The sequence below is a fragment of the Planotetraspora mira genome (assembly GCF_016863275.1).
Classification (GTDB): domain Bacteria; phylum Actinomycetota; class Actinomycetes; order Streptosporangiales; family Streptosporangiaceae; genus Planotetraspora; species Planotetraspora mira.
The window spans coordinates 72,108-86,005 of sequence record NZ_BOOO01000047.1 but is presented as its reverse complement, the minus strand read 5'-3'; the positions used below and the strand labels follow the sequence as shown (position 1 = coordinate 86,005).

Annotated in this window: 18 protein-coding genes; 5 read left to right on the top strand and 13 right to left on the bottom strand. The window is 63.8% G+C overall.

Features of this window, described 5'->3' with window-relative positions; translation table 11 throughout:
* Positions 1 to 146: 146 nt before the first annotated feature.
* The 8 genes from Pmi06nite_RS37550 to Pmi06nite_RS37515 form a co-directional block, all read right to left on the bottom strand.
* Positions 147 to 1,520, bottom strand: a complete 1,374-nt coding sequence (locus Pmi06nite_RS37550; RefSeq protein ID WP_203957991.1) for a tyrosine-type recombinase/integrase — start codon at positions 1,518 to 1,520, stop codon at positions 147 to 149.
* Positions 1,517 to 1,705: a helix-turn-helix transcriptional regulator gene (locus tag Pmi06nite_RS37545; protein WP_308442560.1), complete on the bottom strand. Its 189-nt coding sequence runs from the start codon at positions 1,703 to 1,705 to the stop codon at positions 1,517 to 1,519. The genes Pmi06nite_RS37550 and Pmi06nite_RS37545 overlap by 4 nt, the downstream gene beginning before the upstream one ends.
* Entirely contained in the window at positions 1,705 to 3,090 is a 1,386-nt protein-coding gene (locus Pmi06nite_RS37540) for a replication initiator (protein ID WP_203957989.1), read from the bottom strand. Before Pmi06nite_RS37540 ends, Pmi06nite_RS37545 begins: the two co-directional genes overlap by 1 nt.
* A 98-nt stretch (positions 3,091 to 3,188) precedes the next feature.
* Positions 3,189 to 3,329 (bottom strand): hypothetical protein, encoded by a 141-nt coding sequence (locus tag Pmi06nite_RS37535; RefSeq protein ID WP_203957988.1) that lies wholly within the window; start codon positions 3,327 to 3,329, stop codon positions 3,189 to 3,191.
* Positions 3,330 to 3,335: 6 nt separating this feature from the next.
* A complete protein-coding gene (locus Pmi06nite_RS37530) occupies positions 3,336 to 3,497 on the bottom strand; it encodes a hypothetical protein (RefSeq protein ID WP_203957987.1) in 162 nt (53 codons plus the stop codon).
* 17 nt (positions 3,498 to 3,514) lie between these two features.
* On the bottom strand, positions 3,515 to 4,204 hold the full coding sequence (locus Pmi06nite_RS37525) for a DUF2637 domain-containing protein (RefSeq protein WP_203957986.1): 690 nt from the start codon (positions 4,202 to 4,204) through the stop codon (positions 3,515 to 3,517).
* A gap of 20 nt (positions 4,205 to 4,224) precedes the next feature.
* On the bottom strand, positions 4,225 to 5,577 hold the full coding sequence (locus tag Pmi06nite_RS37520) for an FtsK/SpoIIIE domain-containing protein (protein WP_203957985.1): 1,353 nt from the start codon (positions 5,575 to 5,577) through the stop codon (positions 4,225 to 4,227).
* Positions 5,570 to 5,911, bottom strand: coding sequence for an SCO3933 family regulatory protein (locus tag Pmi06nite_RS37515; RefSeq protein WP_203957984.1), 342 nt, complete (start codon positions 5,909 to 5,911; stop codon positions 5,570 to 5,572). The genes Pmi06nite_RS37520 and Pmi06nite_RS37515 overlap by 8 nt, the downstream gene beginning before the upstream one ends.
* Positions 5,912 to 6,034: 123 nt before the next feature.
* On the opposite strand from Pmi06nite_RS37515, the gene Pmi06nite_RS37510 reads away from it, so the two are divergent.
* The 4 genes from Pmi06nite_RS37510 (at position 6,035) to Pmi06nite_RS37495 (ending at position 8,692) form a co-directional block, all read left to right on the top strand.
* Positions 6,035 to 6,394, top strand: a complete 360-nt coding sequence (locus Pmi06nite_RS37510) for a GntR family transcriptional regulator (protein WP_203957983.1) — start codon at positions 6,035 to 6,037, stop codon at positions 6,392 to 6,394.
* Between the two features lie 547 nt (positions 6,395 to 6,941).
* Positions 6,942 to 7,682 (top strand): DUF5919 domain-containing protein, encoded by a 741-nt coding sequence (locus Pmi06nite_RS37505; protein ID WP_203957982.1) that lies wholly within the window; start codon positions 6,942 to 6,944, stop codon positions 7,680 to 7,682.
* A 2-nt stretch (positions 7,683 to 7,684) separates the two neighbouring features.
* Entirely contained in the window at positions 7,685 to 8,161 is a 477-nt protein-coding gene (locus Pmi06nite_RS37500) for an NUDIX hydrolase (RefSeq protein ID WP_203957981.1), read from the top strand.
* Positions 8,162 to 8,188: 27 nt separating this feature from the next.
* On the top strand, positions 8,189 to 8,692 hold the full coding sequence (locus Pmi06nite_RS37495) for a hypothetical protein (protein ID WP_203957980.1): 504 nt from the start codon (positions 8,189 to 8,191) through the stop codon (positions 8,690 to 8,692).
* Between the two features lie 114 nt (positions 8,693 to 8,806).
* On the opposite strand, the gene Pmi06nite_RS37490 is transcribed toward Pmi06nite_RS37495, so the two are convergent.
* The 4 genes from Pmi06nite_RS37490 to Pmi06nite_RS37475 all read right to left on the bottom strand — a co-directional run bounded on the left by Pmi06nite_RS37490 (position 8,807) and on the right by Pmi06nite_RS37475 (position 10,873).
* Positions 8,807 to 9,412 (bottom strand): DUF6000 family protein, encoded by a 606-nt coding sequence (locus tag Pmi06nite_RS37490; protein WP_203957979.1) that lies wholly within the window; start codon positions 9,410 to 9,412, stop codon positions 8,807 to 8,809.
* Between the two features lie 22 nt (positions 9,413 to 9,434).
* A complete protein-coding gene (locus tag Pmi06nite_RS37485; RefSeq protein ID WP_308442559.1) occupies positions 9,435 to 9,998 on the bottom strand; it encodes an HD domain-containing protein in 564 nt (187 codons plus the stop codon).
* Positions 9,999 to 10,065: 67 nt separating this feature from the next.
* On the bottom strand, positions 10,066 to 10,545 hold the full coding sequence (locus Pmi06nite_RS37480) for a winged helix-turn-helix domain-containing protein (protein ID WP_203957978.1): 480 nt from the start codon (positions 10,543 to 10,545) through the stop codon (positions 10,066 to 10,068).
* Positions 10,529 to 10,873 carry a hypothetical protein gene (locus tag Pmi06nite_RS37475; protein WP_203957977.1) on the bottom strand — a complete coding sequence of 115 codons (345 nt, stop codon included), beginning with the start codon at positions 10,871 to 10,873 and terminating at the stop codon, positions 10,529 to 10,531. The genes Pmi06nite_RS37480 and Pmi06nite_RS37475 overlap by 17 nt, the downstream gene beginning before the upstream one ends.
* 157 nt (positions 10,874 to 11,030) lie before the next feature.
* On the opposite strand from Pmi06nite_RS37475, the gene Pmi06nite_RS37470 reads away from it, so the two are divergent.
* The gene (locus Pmi06nite_RS37470; protein WP_203957976.1) at positions 11,031 to 11,750 is read left to right on the top strand and encodes an XRE family transcriptional regulator; all 720 of its coding nucleotides are present in this window, start codon (positions 11,031 to 11,033) and stop codon (positions 11,748 to 11,750) included.
* A gap of 425 nt (positions 11,751 to 12,175) precedes the next feature.
* Here the strand turns inward: Pmi06nite_RS37470 and Pmi06nite_RS37465 are convergent, their stop codons facing one another.
* Positions 12,176 to 13,849 (bottom strand): P-loop ATPase, Sll1717 family, encoded by a 1,674-nt coding sequence (locus Pmi06nite_RS37465; RefSeq protein WP_203957975.1) that lies wholly within the window; start codon positions 13,847 to 13,849, stop codon positions 12,176 to 12,178.
* Positions 13,850 to 13,898: the final 49 nt, after the last annotated feature.

Here is a 13,898-nt window from a genome sequence, read left to right as displayed (position 1 = left end):
GTCGTACGTCCTCGCTTCGCTCCGGGCGCTCCACCTGGACCCACTCCTCAGCCCGGCAAGTTGGCGGCTGTCGAGGAAGGTCGCCTTATGCTCGTGGCCGAAAGACGAAGGCCCCAGCATCGCCAGGACCAGTTCGTGAACCAAACTTAGTCGTCTAGGGCTTCATTAATCTTGCTGTTGATGCTGTCTTGCTGACCATCCATACACTTTGCGTAGACCCGGAGTAGAACGTCCACGCTGTGACCTGCGCGCTTGGCCACTTCAGCCGGCGATACGCCCGCGTTCAGCCACAGCGACACGGCCGCGTGCCGCAGGTCATACGGCCTGGCTGCCAGTGGGGACGCAGCCTGTGCTGGCGTGAGAGCAAGCCTTCGGGCTTCCTGCCAGACATAGGAATGAGCGGAGCTGGAGTAAGTCCCGCCAGTGCTGGTCCGGAACAGTCTGCCGTCCTCCGCGGTGCCGTACTCCTCGACGTGGATTCGTAGGACCTCGACGAGGGCGGGCGGGATGGGAATCTCCCGAGTCTCCTTAGCGGCACGATGCTTCAGGCTTCTCGGCTCGTGGGTCTCCCCCGTGTTCGTCCACCGCTTGGTGCTCTGAGGACGCGCCTTCTCCAGAATGATCAATCCCCATCCCGCGTGTGGCAGCGTGCAGTTCTTCAGACGCAGGTCGCTCGCTTCCTCTGGGCGCAGGGCTGCGTAGTACATGCATGCGAAGAGGGCTCTAAGCCGCGGGCCGCGTTTGCGGCCGACCATGGACACGGCATCCAGCAACTTCCGTGCCTGCGCAGGGTTGACGACCGTACGTGGGTCGACCGAGGTGACAGCCTTGGGAGGCGTCCACTTGATTTCATCGAGCGGGTTACTCACGAAGAGCTTCTGCTCTACTGCTTGCTCAAGGAGATGGTGAAAGACAGCTCGCTTGCGCCTGACTGTGTTCGCCCCGGCTTCTTTGCCAGCGAAGGTCTCTGCGATGGCGTCGAGGGCGATTCGGAGCAAGCGAGCTTCCCTCAGCTCCGACATCGGGAGTGACGCCTTCTCCAGCCAGCGGAGCGTGACAGCCTGCCTGTTGGTGAGGTCGGCCCGCCTCCCCTCCGGTAGGAGCGCGTGGCTGCGGAGAACATCGCGTATCTCCGAATCACTTGGCCGGCTCGGCAGGTCCGCCACAAGAGCGGGAACCAGCGACAGCATGGCGTAGGCGTCTGTCTCACGTGTCTTCGCCGCCGAACTACGCCAACGGCTCATGAGGTACGACTGCGCGAATTCCAGGAAGGTAGGGCCAGACGGCTTCGAGTTGTCTGCTGCGAGCATCGACAGTGGAAGACCAGTGACGACGTCGAATGCCTCCCCCAGCTTGGCCGCTTGCCGCAGGTCAGACACGAAGTTGTCGGCAAGCGCCTTGGTACGAAACGTCTTCGACTTCGCCTTGCCGCCGACCTTCCACCGGGCTTCATACGACGATTTCTTACTGGAAGCGTTCCTCCGCGTATCCCAGAAGCGGACGTCATAGGTGGTCGTCACGACGCCTCCCTACGTGCGTCAAGCCAGGCGTCTAGATCGCTTCGCCGTACCCTCAGCTTGTTGTTCGGATACCGGGTGCAGACGGGAGCCTTGCCGAGTTCGCGCCACCGATAGAAGGTGCGCAGAGAGACACCATTCAGTTCGGCCAGCACCTGGGGCAGCGTCAGCATGTCGTCGGTCGACATCACACACCACCCCCGTCACCTGGGGACGAGACACTGCCTTTGGTGATGGAGGCCGCTAGGAGCGCGTCACCAGGCGTGAAGCCGCGTCCGGCGTAGTGCCAGTCGCTGACGACAAGGGCGGTGTCCTCGTCGAAGAGAAGTAGGCGTCCGGTCGAGACGGCCTCGGTTCGGGCATGTTCAGCGCGGTCGGCGCGGATGTCGCCGAGGGTGATGGAGAAGCGGCGACTCCGGGTGGAGAAGTGGCCCCCGAAGCCGAGCATGTGCGCCCAGTGGATGAGCCGAAGGCCGGCCAGCCCGCTGATGGCGCCCAGGCGGAGGCATTCGGCGATGAGACAACGCGCATGTTCGCGGACAGGCAGCAGAGCCAAATCTTCGGTGGGGACGATGCGCCGGTCGAGGGTGCCGACGCATTCGGCCGCTTTGGTGGCGTACTTGGCGATGTAGCCGGCCACAGCCTGTTCCGTCAGGTCACCTCGCAGGGTGATGGGCCGGACGTCGATTTCGCGTCCCCACCGCAGAACTCGCGCTGAAGTACCGGCAGCCGCAGGGGTGGTCGCGGTGACGGCGTCTGCGGCGTGCTGGACGGCTTGCGCCAGGACGTCAGCCGTGGCCCAGCCGGGAGGGTCGAGGCCGGGACCGCTGGGACCGTCGAGGCGGATGACGGCGTGGAAGTGGACGACGCCGCGGCGTTGGTATTCGGCGACTTTGGCGAACGCGACAGTGAGCTGTTCACGCATGTCGCGCAAGGTGAGATCGCCGCTCTTCGCGAGGTGGCGACGCAGAGCGTCGGTGAAGCGTTTCCACAGCAAGGGCGCGAGGGCGTTGAACAGGACAGAGCCGGTGTAGTCGTAGCAGCCGGGGCAGAGTGGTTCGCCGAGGCTTTCGGCATTCGGCTGGTGTCGCGCCGTACACGACGGCACGATCCCGTGCGGGCACACCTGGGCGTCCCGACGGGGGTGGCAGGGCAGCATCTTGCCGTTTCGCTCCCTGCGGGTGTGGACAGCGCCGAAAGGCGGCGCGGTAAGGGTGACGAATAGGCACGGATGTGCCGTCACCGACTCCGGGACGCCTTTACCGCCGACGAGGCCGGTGCGGATGAGGTGGTAGGTGTCGGCACGGTAGACCTCTGCGCAGGACGGGCAGCGCGAGGCGCGCCGGGTCTTGCAGGGGACGCGTAGGACGCCGTCCGGTTCGAGGCGGGTGCTATAGCGGTGGAGCAGGGTGCCGGTGGCGGTGTCCCAGTGTTCGACTTTGCCGCGGAGGTGGATCGGCTGTCGGCAGCCGCCTGAGCGCCGGATCTGGGATGCCCAGCGGGTGTAGTGGGGGTCGTTCAGGCGGCTGATGGCGCCGTGGATTGCGTGCGCGTTAGTGGTGGATGCGGGCAAGATGGTGTCCTCCTTTCGCTCGTTTCGGGTGGAGGGATGGCCCTCGACCTGGCGTGTGTCTTGGCGGATGTGCGGCCAGGCCGGGGGCGCTCACGGGGTCAGCACAGGCCGAGCCCGTTGCAGTGGCGGCAGGTCTCGCCGTAGGAGTCCAGGCCCGTCCCGCCGCAGTGGCAGCACTGCCACCGCAGAGGTACGGCCGACTCGGTTTCCGGGTTAGGGGACTGCTCGGTGTCGTCCACGGTGATTCACCTCCTTTCGCGTGGTGTGGTTGTGACGAAGACCCGCCAGCGGTGCTTCTTGGCGCGGTCGGGGTAGGCGCGGGAGACGCCGGAGACGGTGAAGGTCTGGCGCAACCGGAACAGGGCGTCGATGATTTCGGCAGGGGTGCCGTCGAGGCGGATTCTCACGGTCAGGGCTCCTTTCGTCAGGTGGGCTCCGATGCGGCGGCGCGTACGGTATGAAGCAGGTCGGAGGCGAGTTGATTGGACACGCCGAGCCGTGAGCGGAGCAGGTCGCGAGTGATGGGTTTGCCGTGCTTGGCGTGATGGTCGTCAGCGACGCGGCGGGCGTAGTCGACAAGGGCTGTGGAAGGTCCGGGCCTTTCCGTCCTGCCGTCCTCACCTGCTAGGACGGGGACGGAGGACGGCACCACCGCGGACGAGGACGAGGCGGAGACGGTCCCGACGGGTGCCGAGGCCGCAACGATGGCGGGTTCTGGGGACGGTTGAGGGGCATGTGCTGCGCGGCGTTCGAGCATGGATACGGCGATGAGAAAGGCGCCGGCGGGGACGGCGGCGGTGAGTCGGCCCCAGATGGTGGGTTCGGCTTGCTGGAGGTTGGCGGCTAGGGACAGGACGATTCCGGCGACCAGGACGAGGGTCGGCCAGGAGACCCAGCTAGTGCGCTTACGCCCTGTCTTCTTGTCGCGTTGGCGTTCGCGGGCGGCCATGACGCAGGTGAGGTCGACGCAGACAGCTACGGCCCAGGACATCCAGCCGGTTTGCCCGTGGTCAGTGGCGGTGTCGCGGATATGGGTGAACGATCCGGCACCCGCGATAGCGGCCAAGATGAGGACCGGCCCTGTGTCGACCAGCCATGAGGCGAGGCGTCGCATCGTTCCCTCCCTTCTGTCGGTCAGGCGGTGAGAAATTCGGACAAGTTAGTCCCGGACACTTCGGAGGACCGGCCAGGACGGGTGATCTCGTCCCAGGACGGAGCACGGTCCTCGTAGGTGGTCGCGGCGTGTTCGGCGGTTTGCTCGGAGACGTAGAAGGACCGGGCGCGGTACCACTGGCCGTCCTGACTCGCGACGATCGCGACCCCGGGAGTCTCGGACGGGATGGCGCGAGCAGAGACGAGGGCGGCAGGGTCGAGGTCGCCGAGGGTCATGGTCGCGGTTTCGGGGTCGTTGACCCGGTGGCAGATCCGCCCGGAGCACTGGGCGCGTAGGGCGGTGACGCCGGGTCCGAGGTCGGAGCCGATGCGCTGGCCGGAGCAGAACAGGTAGATGCCGAACGCTCGCCCGAGCTGGGCCGCCCGCAGGAGGGCCGTGGAGGTCTTGGCGATCTCGTCTTTCTCGGACTTATCGGCCATCAGGTAGAGCTCGGCTAGTTCGTCGACGAGCACCACTACCGGCACGGGACGGACGGCTGGTGGGAGTTGCCAGATGTTGCGGGCGCCGGCCGTACGGCACACACCCATCCGGTCGACCATCAGCGCGACCAGGTCATCCAGCAGGCCCACGCTCTCGGCCCGGGTGGTGGCCAGGGCAGACAGGCGCGGCGCATAGGGAGTGAACTCGACCCCGCCCTTAAGGTCGAACCCCACCAGCGCCACCGGTTGCGGAGCGAGGCCGACGATCAGCGCGTTGGCGAGATTGGATTTCCCGGATTGGGTGGCGCCGGCGTTGAGCCAGTGCGGGACGGTGCGGAAGTCGATAGCCCACGGTCCGCCGGTCTCCAACCGCCCGACGGTGACCTTGAGCAGTTCGCCCGATGCGGGGATGTGGTCAAGGCGGATCAGGGGGTCGCGCATGGTCGCGGCCAGGACGACGCGGCCGGGGCGGGGTGAGGAGACGCGGACGGCGTAGACGCCCCAGGAGTGCGCGATCCGTTCGGCCGCCTGGGCGTAGTCGGCGGGAATCTGCCCTTCCAGGGTATGGACGGTGACGCGCCACCCGTGCCGTGTCGGGCGGGGCAGCCACATGAACGGTTTGGTGTCGACGGCGACCCGTTGGAAGCGTCGCCGTACTTTGACGATGCCGGTCGAGGCGATCAGACGGGCATTTGTGGTGAACCAGAAGCGCTGCCGCTTCTTGGTCAGTCCGCAGCCGAGGGCGACGGTGCGCCAAGTGGCGCGGATGGTGACGGCCATCAGCGGGAAGCCAATGGCCAGCCAGAACGAGGGGTAGTGGTAGCGGCGCCAGACCCAGAGCCCGGCCGCCAGGACGGCCAGAGCTATGAGGGCGATCCACCAAGTGTCAGGCAAGCGCGTTCACCCCTGTGGGGACGAGCGAGCTGGCGCGGTAGCTGATCCCCCATCGGGTATCGCCAGCGCGGGAGATCTCCCAGACGTAGCCGAGAAGGCCGATCGGGGTGATGTCCTGCCCTGCGGCGATCTGGGGTTCGCCGGAGGTGCCGACCTTGACGAGTTCGATCCGGCCGAGGTCGTCCTCGACAGACAGGACGGTCTCGTAGACGGTCTGGCCGTTCTTGTCGACCTTGATCTCGCCGGTGTCCTGGTTGAGGATCCGCGGCCGGGGTGCACGGACGCAGACGAACTGCAGCTTGGTCACATCGACCGGGATCGGGATGGTGCGCATGTGGTGACCTCCTTAAGCTCGCGACCAACATGGTTAACCTAGTTGGCCTGGTTGTCAATTGCCTTAGTTGGCTTGGTTGCTTGTCCGTGGTGAGATAGGGGCGCCAGCAGCGGAAGAGGGTGCATGGTCAAGAAGACGGGGCGGCCCGCCTATCTCCAGATCGCCGACGATCTGCGCGAGCAGGTCCGCGGCGGATCCCTCGCGCCCGGGGCGCCCTTGCCGTCGACCGCGCAGCTTGCCGAGCAGTACGACGCGTCGCTGAGCGTGGTGAAGATGGCCGTCGGGATCCTGCGGAACGAAGGCCTGCTCATCGGCCAGCAGGGCAAGGGCGTATTTGTTCGGGACGACGAGTCCAGCGAGTCGGGGCAGGGGCCGGCGGTGGATCTGGTCAGCGAGGTCATCGAACTGCGCACCGCCGTACGGGACTTGTCGGAACGGCTCGCCCAGGTCGAGTCGACGCTTTCGGAGCGATCCGACCGGTAGGCCCGCCCCCGCGGACGTGCAGCCCGGTGACGTGCCGGGCGAGCCGGGCCGACTGGCCGTCCGGGGCGGATGTGAGGCTCATCGCCTTGTCCTCGCGCTTGATGCCGACGAGGACCGCGATGTAGCCCACGAGCACGCCGCCGGCCAACACAAGGGCGATGATCAAAGGAAGCGAACTCATGCCCAGCTCACTCCCCTCGCGGCCGCGGTGTGGGGGTCACGCGGAGGGCGCCGGGTCGCGCCGCGCCGGCGCTGAGCCCGCAGGCGGGCGGCCTGACGGCGGGCCCAACGGTCACGGGCGAGGCACTTGCGGCAGCGAGTCTGCCCGTCGTCGAGGAGGGCGCCGCACTCGCAATCGGGGGTCTCATCAGGCGGGGTAACGGTCGTGTCTGTCATGATCACCTGTCCTTTCGTCGCAGTCGGTGTGGCGTACGACACCGAGAGTGCGGCCAGAGGGCAGGACGAGATCACTACAGGACGGGACATGTTCAAGACGTCCCGTCTAGGATTGCCACGTCCCTGGACGTCCCCGAACGTGGCAGGTGAGATGGCCAACGAGCGACTACGCGCGGTTCTGCTGGAGCGCGGGGTGAGCATCGCGGAGCTGGCTGACGCGATCCAGGTGGACCCCAAGACGGTCGAGCGGTGGATCACCAAAGGCCGCGCACCGTACCGAAAGCACAGGTACGCCGTCGCCGCTCACCTAGGGACGGACGAGACTTACCTTTGGCCGGAGGCGTTGACGCGGGAACAGGTCGCCTCCGCATCCGAGAGCGAGATCGTCACCGTCTACCCGCACCGCTGGGCCGTCCCACGGGACGCATGGGGACGTCTATTCGCTCAGGCCGACGAGGAGATCGGAATCCTCGTCTACAGCGGCCTGTTCCTCGCCGACGACGCTGGCATCGTCCGCATGCTCGGCGAGAAAGCCGCAGCCGGAGTCCGGGTCCGGATCCTGCTCGGCGACCCCGACAGTTCCGAGGTGGCCCAGCGCGGCGCAGACGAGGGCATTGACGACGGCATGGCCGCCAAGGTCCGCAACGTCCTCGTCCTCTACAAGCCGATCCGAGGACGGAAGAACGTCGAGATCCGACTCCACCGGACCGTGCTGTACAACTCGATCTACCGCGGGGACGATCAGGTTCTCGTCAACACCCACGTGTACGGCACGCCCGCCGGCAACGCACCCGTGCTGCACCTGCGGAGAGTCATCGGTGGCGACATAGTCAGCACCTATGTCGACAGCTTCGAGAAGGTGTGGGACCAGGCCGCCCCGGTAGAGTCGTGATCATGGCACGCCGGATCGACTTCTATGACGACCCCAAAGCCCCCGTCGCAAACAGCCTGGTTCCGTCCGTCAACGTCGTCGTCACCAACGACGCCGGCGACGTGTTGATGATCCGTCGCAGCGACAACGACAACTGGGCCGTCCCAGGCGGCGCGATCGACCTCGGCGAATCCCTCCCCGAGGCAGCGGTACGCGAGACCCTCGAAGAGACCGGCATCAGGTGCGAGATCACCGGAATCGTCGGCACCTACACCGACCCCAAGCACGTCATCCTCTACACCAGCAACGGCGAAGCCCGGCAAGAGTTCTCCATCGTCCTCACCGCCCGCGCCGTCAGCGGAGCACCTACCCCGAGCAGTGAGTCCACCGAGGCGCGATGGGTGCCTCGCGACCAGGTCGAGGCATTGCCAATGGACCGGTCAATGCGCCTGCGGATCAGCCACTACTTCACCGACACGGCCCTGCCGTACATCGGTTAGGCGCTTGCAGAGCACGAAGGCGAACCAATGACCTTGCTTGTGCACCTCACCGCAGCCAAGAACATCCGCTCCGTGCGACGCGTTGGGATTCGCGCGGAAAGTCACGGGCGTGGCGGCGGGACAGGCGTTTACTGCGTGCCGGTGTTGCCCTCCTACCAGATGACCTACCAGTGGGGGCGTGAGCTGCGGCGCGGCGGTCAGCGCACCTTCGTCGCCGTGCACTTCCGCATCCCGGACGACGAGATGGTGTGGGTCGGCCACTACAACTCCGACCCCGTTCGACTCGGCAGTGCAGAGGCCGCCGCCCTGGTGGCCGAGCAGGACGATGCCCGCGGGTACGAACTGTTCATCCCCCGGCCCATTCAGGTCAGGGAGATCCACCGGGTTCGGCGAGTGAACCAGGTGACCGGATGGCGCTACATGCCCAACGCACACGGCAAACCGCCGTGCGGATGCCCGGTATGCATTCCTCCGGGACAGTACGGCGGCGCCAAGATCCGCAAAGCCTACAAGGACTCATTCAACATCTAAGCCTGCATTGAAGGCCTGGTTGGTCGCAGCGACTGTGACGATGTCACGGGAGCCGGCTATGGGCCGGCTACCGCCTTCCTCCGGAGACTCCCCGCCGTGCATGGTGGCGGGGGATCACACGGTGATGGTCTCCGCGAAGACGCACAGCCGGTCCATCTCTTCCTTCAGTTCGGCAGGATCCCGATCGCGCATTGCAGATCGGGCCCATAGGCCCTCGGGCGCGAGAAAATGGGACGCATGTTCGGTGCTCAGCCGCTCGTCGAGGTGGAGCAGCGCGCCAATCGCCCAGTGCTGGTCGTAGTAGCAGTCCGGATCAGGCAGGTAGCGACCCAGGTACGCAACGAGAGCGGCGGCGGCGGACTCGTCGGCGAATCGGGCGAACGCGAAGCAGTAGCCCTGGCCTGAGTACACAAGTTCGCTGTTCAACAGCATCTCGGCGAGACGGTCGCGGAAGTGGGTGCGACGACCGATGCCGATCAGCCACGCGGCCGTGAGCCGGGAGCGCCACTCACCGTCGAGGAGTAGCGCGAGCTCGTCGTCGCTGATCTGCCGAGCGGAGGTGGCCAAGTCTCTTCCGAACTGGGAGCGCTCTAGTTCCGGTAGTTCCAGGAAGTTGCCGTGAAGCAGGTTCAGGTACCGTCGCAATGCCCCTTCACCCGGCACGACGTAGCGTTCGACGGCCGCCACCATTTCGGGGTCATCGGGCGTGGGAAATCGCATCCCTCCATCATGCCAACCTCGATCATTTGGACATATCCCCAACTGAGGAGAGTGCGCTTTCGACTGCCCGCACTGCCGACAGGATGCATGGGGTCGAGGCGATGATTGAGTGACTGACCAGGTGATCGGGGCCATAGCGGGAATGGATCTCGGCCAGCCGCTCCGTGACGTCGAGGTGTGTTCCGTCCGGGCCGGTGGTCATGTCGCAGTAGGTCAGCGCTTCGACGAGTTCGGGGCGTTCCTCGTCGAACTCGGCAGTGAGCGCGTCGTGGAGGTCGCGTTCGGTTGCCTCATTCACGGCGCAGGAGTGGTAGGCCACCAGACGACAGAGCGTGTCATCGGCGTTCACCACGTCGCGCAGGTACCGCGCGCCGTCGAGGGGATGGAATCCGGTGTCGACCAACTCAGGCGAGTACCCGATGTCATGCAGGTAGGCCGCGGCGATCAGCTTGTCCGTCTCGTCGCCGAGGATCGAGGCTAGTGACACGGCACGGGCCGCGACTCCTTGTGTGTGTGCCCACCGCCGCGGCAGCGGCTCCGCCAGAAGTTGTTTGGCCAGGTCGTGTGCCCACTCAGCTTCCCCCACGCCATAGACAATAAGCACTCATGCCGCGAACCGACCTAGAGCGCGCGAAAGGACGTCCTAGGACGTCTCACTCTGGTGAGCGCACGAGCCGCCTCTTGCCTGGCCTCGACATGATCAACCCCTCCCGTTCCAACTCGCCGAGCGCTTGTCGGACCGTGTTCCGGGAGGTGTCGTACAGCCAGCGAAGCTCAGCCACAGTCGGCACCGTGTCTCCGGGTACAAGGTCGCCCCGCTCGATCTGTCGGCGGAGATCGCCCGCGATCATCTGATACCGGTAGACCGCCGTGATTTCTTGGCGCTCCGCTTTCACGATCCGTCCCTTGGATGGTGCTGTCACGATGAGTCCGTCCGCTTCCAGAGCGTGCAGGGCCCGGCGCACGGTGTTTCGAGCTACCCGAAACTCCGCCGACAGTGCAGCCTCTGAGGGTAGGGAGGCTCCAGCGGCGTAGACGCCGGCCGTGATGCGCTCCCGAACGCGCTCGGCAATCTGCGTATAGACGCGCCATCCCGTCAGATGGCCCCCGCGCACGTTATGAGCGGTGTGCATCGAGGATCTTCATCAGGTCGATGCCGAGTTCACCCTGTTCGCCCTCACGCCAGCCCTCACGGGCCGCACCCTCGATTCGATCCGCCGCGGTCGGCAGACGCAGACACGAAATGCGCTCGTCGCGCTCGTCGCCCCAGTAGAACCACAAAAACGCGAGATGGACGAATACGCGACGCGTTCTGGACTGACTGTCCACGACCTCCAGTGCAGGCCGCCCGTACTGATCGGCGATCAGAATCGCCGTGATCTCCCGTGACCCGAGCATGTCCTGCAGGTCCGTCAGGAGATCATGCTGAAAGGCCCGCTGCTGTTCACGGATGGTGTCCACCAGGGATGCTCCTTCGACTCGATGAACTGGGTATTCTGTTCACCCGCCCGATTTAGCCTCCGATGTGGAGCGGAACCTCTACACCACAACTTAGGGACGTCTAGGGACGTCTTGTGCTAGCGTCGCCGACAGAGCTGAACGCCCCCCGGGAGACCCCGTGAGCGAGAACCTCCGGCACGCCCTTGCAACAGCCCGACTCCAAGCCGTCGACATCGCAGCTGCCCTCGCCGTCGATCCCAAGACCGTGAACCGCTGGCTTAAGGGCCGCACCCCCTACCCACGGCACCGCTGGGCCATGGCCGATCTCCTCCAGGTCGACGAAGCCGATCTCTGGCCAGACATCCCTCAGCACCGCCGAGCCATCTCCAAGGACATCCACGCTGTCTACGCACACCGGTGGGCCGTCCCGCACAATGTCTGGCGCCGGCTGTTCGAGGGCGCAACCAAGGAGATCGGCATCCTTGGGTACAGCAGTCTGTTTCTCGCCGAGGACACCGGAATGATCCGACTTCTAGCAGCACGCACCCGAGCCGGAGTGAAAGTCCGCATCCTCCTTGGCGACCCCGACAGTCCAGAGGTCGCTGCCCGAGGGACCGAGGAAGGCATCGGTCCAGACGTGATGCGGGCCCGAATCAGGAACGCGCTCACCCTCTGCCAACCGCTTCTGAGCGTCGAGGGCGTCGAGATTCGTCTCCATCGGACCGTGCTCTACAACTCGCTCTACCGCGCAGACGACGACCTTCTCGTCAACATCCACGCGTACGGCACCCCAGCAGCCCAAGCGCCGGTTGTCCACTTACGCGGGAATGAGGAAGGCGCCGCAGGCACCTATCTCGCCAGCTTTGAACGCGTCTGGAGCACTGCCAGGCTTGCGTGATCATCGGTCCGGGTGCACAACCGAAAGCAACTTATCTTCTCGGTATTAAAGCGGCCCGCCTGCGGCGGTCCGCGTAGCGCTGGCCGGCCAGCCGGCCGGGCTGCGGCTCTTCGGCCGGTCCCGTCCGGCGCCGCCCGCACTACTGGGATCGCCTAGACGAGACGTAGTCGACGTAGAAGTTTCTCATTAGGGCGGCGACTGCCAAGCTAGGCCGTACAACTCGCCGTTGTTTCCGGTGTAGAACCGCAAGGGGGCTCCACCCCCTGCACCCCCGGCCTCCTCGGAGATGAGCCAGATAAGTGCGGCTGAGCGGGAGGTCATCTCCTCGCCCGCCACCACGAGGGATGCCAGACCGGCCGCCCGACGAGGAGATGACTACACCGCCAGTTCAAATTCTGACCTGGCGTTACCGATCCTCGGCTCTATCAACGAGGCTTAGTCGGCACGTTCCATTCCAGTTGATCGTGCTTTTTGATGCTCAAAGCATAGTGATAAGCGGGATGAATATAGAAGGCCTTGGCCTCATTGATGGATTGTGCGCTGTCGGCTAGCCCTGGCACGTCATGAGAGAACGTGACAGCCTCTCCGGGGCCTTTGGCGAGACCGATGAATCCTATATCGTAGAAAAGCTTAATTAGAGGCTGATATAGGTCCGTCCAGTTCGAGGCCTCTGAAGTTCCCAACATCGCCTCGGAAAGAGCAGTGAGCCATCGAACGCCTTCAAAGTCCCGATCGGCGAGCAAGATCATGACTTCGTCGAGGAGTTCGGCCAGCCGTGTCTTGTCGAGAGGGAGATCGACCTGCTTAAAGACGGACAGTGCTTTTTGTATGTCTGGATAGGTCGGTTTCCATTCGTCACGCAGAGCTAGTAGTCGCTTCTCTGAGTAGGCGCGCTCTGCTAGATGCACGTCGTTCCAAGAGAGCTTCTCTTTTCCGGAAGTTAGCGCAAAGCACTCATTAAAGAATGAGATGCTATCGCGAGGTCGCATTAAAGTCCGACAAAAGATATAGTGGAGCGCGTTGCCCCGCGTCTTGTTGGGGGTCGGCAATAAATCGCGCACCTGAGAGATCGGCAATCCGGCATTCTTTCCGGCGATCCGGGCGCGCTCGTCGAGCATCTCCTCAAGATCTTGGCTGTTCCAGCGCATCTGGAGAACTAGAGAGCGGAACTTTTCTTCCTGGCCGCCGGTTCTTCTTCCGAAGTCGAGTTCGCGAAAAATATTCGTACGCAGTGCCACCAGTACTTTTAGATGCCTAACCCGCTTAAGGTCGAGAACCGTCCTGAATAGGCATCTGATGAGATCGTTTGCAATTCTCTCATCGACCCAATCGCGGTCGAGATCATCTATTACTACGTACGTCTGATGCTGTGGAGAGTCGAGAATATCCTCGTCCAAAACGTTGAGCATCTTATTAAGGCGAGGGAGTTGTGTGTCGTTGACGATCCTCTGAAATCGATCCGCTTGCTCTCCACGAGACTCGTTGGCAACCGTAGTTCCGGTTCCAGCGTTCGCTTCTAGCGAAGATTTCGATACGCCTATATGGGCTTTCGCGGCGGCGTCAATTCGTTGCTCAAACTTTTGAGTGATTTCTCGGACTCTCTCGTCCGCCTCACACCAAAATTTTTCACCAAATTCGTCCAGATATTCCAGGGCCGCCCTTTTGCCGGAGTCTCTTTTAATCTTCTCGCGAAGATTTGACAGGAAGTTCTGCTTGGCCGCAGGGCTGTCTACCTTATATCTGTGGCGTATCAGTTCGACAAGCAGCACATGCTTCCATAGTGCAATGAAAAGTAGATCAAGATTAACGTCAAGGGAGTCAAGGTAGCGCATGACTTGAAGGTCGACGATATATGGAAGAGAGAGATCTTCTGGAGTAATTCGAATAACCTTGCCAGGGTATTCTTCCTCGAGATGTTGCAATGCGGCAGACTTGCCGCTACCGGTACGCCCAATAAGAAAGCACCGAGGGTCGAGTTTGGATGTGATTGCTGAATAATCTCCAGTCTCGTAGAAGGCGAGTTCCAGTAACGGATCGGCCTCTGCTTGCTCGCCCCCTAGGTTGAAGTTGCTTCTGATGCGCCGAGACTTAGTTGTCACCTATGGCTCCTTTTCGGCCATCCAAAATTGCCATTTTGGACTCTAGCGT